The sequence below is a fragment of the Chamaesiphon sp. OTE_20_metabat_361 genome (assembly GCF_031364565.1).
Map to the genome: position 1 here is coordinate 1 of NZ_JANLWO010000580.1, position 2,486 is coordinate 2,486.

The window sequence follows — 2,486 nt, forward strand, 5'->3', positions numbered from 1 at the left end:
GTGTGCGTCAAGACAACGACAAGACAGCGAGACAAGACACAATCGAGGGCGGTGCTAGAGCGGAGCAAATATCCTTAACCCGAACACTCACATTAAATTAAGAGATCTGTTCGAGTAAAGCTATTTCTCCGGTGAGATTGAACCTGGCGATCGCTTCTAGCTCAGCAAATAGTAAATCGGTATGGTAAAGGCGATCGCGTTGCAGAAAGCTGTTTAAAACTTGGGCGCGTCCAGCTCGATAAGCAACATCTGAAACCCAGCTATATTCCCGTCGAATTGCTTGCTGGTAAGCTTGATATCTGACTGGATCTGTACCGAGGATGGCTAGATCTGCATCCAAAAAGATACATCGATCGCGATCTTCCGGATCGATTTGATGCCCTTTTGTGGCTAATATTAGCCGATCCACCCGGTCGATCGTCGCGATCGATTCGCCGAGATTTGTCAGCAATTCTCGCGCAACTACCGCACTTTTAGCTTCATTATCGGTAGCCTGCGAATCATAGACAAAATCGTGAAACCAAGCAGCTAAATAGACAGCACGCGGATTTTGCAGATCGTTAAACCGATCGATCGTCGTTAGCACGCAGTCGATATGAGTGAGATTGTGGTAATCGCGATCCGGTAGACTATGGGCATTAACTAATTGCGTGAATACGCTATCTCGCGTTTGCGCGTTACTGGAAACTGATGTTAACAGATAATATTCTTGCCATTTTTGATATAATCGATCGATATCCAACATTAATTATTAATTAAATAGGTCGATTCAGATATTTAGTGGACAGAAATTAGCTTAGATCTAGATGGTGGCCACTGCCAGCCCTTTCAACGCTAACATTTGTATTGCTGTATCGTTCGCGGAGCGTGCTGGAGGCAATCGCCATATCATGCGGTTTTGAAGTTAATGCAATCATAGCGTGCCCCTGTTCGAGCGATAAATCGCTGGTAATTCGCTCGAACAGGGGCACTCAACTACTAAGATCGAGCGGGGCAGAAGTTTGGCTCGATCGTCAAGATCTGCCGCAGCGTCATGTTTCTATTGCCCGATTGCTCGAAACTCATCAAACCCTAATGAAATCAAGTGTCAAAAAATAGTGCGTTTGTTCGCATTGAAAGGGCTGGCACTGCTTACCCTACTGGAAATAATTAATAATTAATAATTATTAATTAATATTCGCTTTTGTCAATCAAAAAAGGTGCGATTTCTGAGAGTCCGAGTACATGTTTGACCCAACCGGAAGCGATCGCCGATTTGGACATTTCAAAAATCAGACAGCCATGCTCATCTTGAGCGATCGTCGTGCCGCCAGCCGCTTGGATCGCTTCCGTACCGACAACTCCATCAGTACCGCTGCCCGTCAGCAAAATACTCGCACTAGCACTACCATAAGTACGAGCAACCGCTTGAAATAACGTATCGATCGAGGGACAAGTTCCGGTAGCAGTTGTAAAGTTACTATAGATAAATTTGCCCCGAGCATCAAATTCTAAATGCGCTCGTTCTGGTGCAAAATAAACCGTTTTAGGTGCGGGAGTTTCACCCATTTGAGCAATTTTAACCTGTAATTGCGAATCTTCTTTCAACCAAGTAATCAATCCGGTCAAAAAGCCATCGCCGATATGTTGAGCGCAAATTATCGGTATGGGAAAATCTGCGGGAAGTGAGGTAATGATTTTGTGAATGGCTTGAGGGCCGCCAGTGGATGCGCCGATGGCGATCGCGCGTAAAGCACTGCTACGATTCTCTAGGGGAGAGGCTACGCCAACGAGATTGCCACTGCGATCGGATCTAAGTTCCGAACTTTGGGTTCTTGCTTTGACAGTTACCTGTGAGAGCATTTTGATTTTGGCAATCAGTCGGTGTTGAACTCGGGCATAATCGGTGTAGTCGCTACTAGCTGGTTTGGGGAAAATATCCACAGCCCCAGCTTGGAGTAATCCAAAAATATGCTTGGTATCGTTTTCTCGAACGAAGTTACTAATTACTAAAATGGGTCGGGGAAACTTTGCCATCACTTGTTTGGTAAGCTCTAGACCATCGATCGGTGCCATGTGCAAATCGCTACAGATGACATCAGGATTGACTTTGGGGATTAGGTCTAGCGCTTCTCGTCCATTTTGCGCCGTACCGACAATTTCAACCTCAGCACTATCTGTCAATAGACGTTTGATTAGTTCGAGGGCGATTGGCGAATCTTCGACTAGTAGTACTTTGGTAGGCATAATTAGGCTTGAGGTTTTAGGCTTGAGGTTTTGGGCTTTTGGGTTTCGATTTCGGCCGTTGCTGAATTAGGGTATGAAGCATAGATTTTGCCCTGCTTGGTGAAACGCACGCTGAGGAAGCCTCAGCGCGATTTCATCCGCTCACCCCCAGCCCCTCTGTCTTGACGCACACAAACGGGAGGAAACCTCCCGTTTGTGTGCGTCAGCGACGCGCGTTCTGGAGGTTCCCTCCAGGTCGAGCGCGTCAAGACAAGACAACG

Annotated in this window: 2 protein-coding genes; both read right to left on the reverse strand. The window is 46.5% G+C overall.

Annotated elements, in window-relative coordinates:
* Positions 1 to 97: 97 nt before the first annotated feature.
* The gene (locus tag RMO35_RS16705) at positions 98 to 745 is read right to left on the reverse strand and encodes a hypothetical protein (protein ID WP_309742447.1); all 648 of its coding nucleotides are present in this window, start codon (positions 743 to 745) and stop codon (positions 98 to 100) included.
* 425 nt (positions 746 to 1,170) lie between these two features.
* Positions 1,171 to 2,226, reverse strand: a complete 1,056-nt coding sequence (locus tag RMO35_RS16710; RefSeq protein WP_309742448.1) for a chemotaxis protein CheB — start codon at positions 2,224 to 2,226, stop codon at positions 1,171 to 1,173.
* Positions 2,227 to 2,486 lie beyond the last annotated feature (260 nt).

Bases quoted from the DNA above. Each gene is read 5' to 3' on its own strand.
- RMO35_RS16705 (WP_309742447.1), bottom strand. From the start codon at position 745: ATGTTGGATATCGATCGATTATATCAAAAATGGCAAGAATATTATCTG.
- RMO35_RS16710 (WP_309742448.1), bottom strand. From the start codon at position 2,226: ATGCCTACCAAAGTACTACTAGTCGAAGATTCGCCAATCGCCCTCGAA.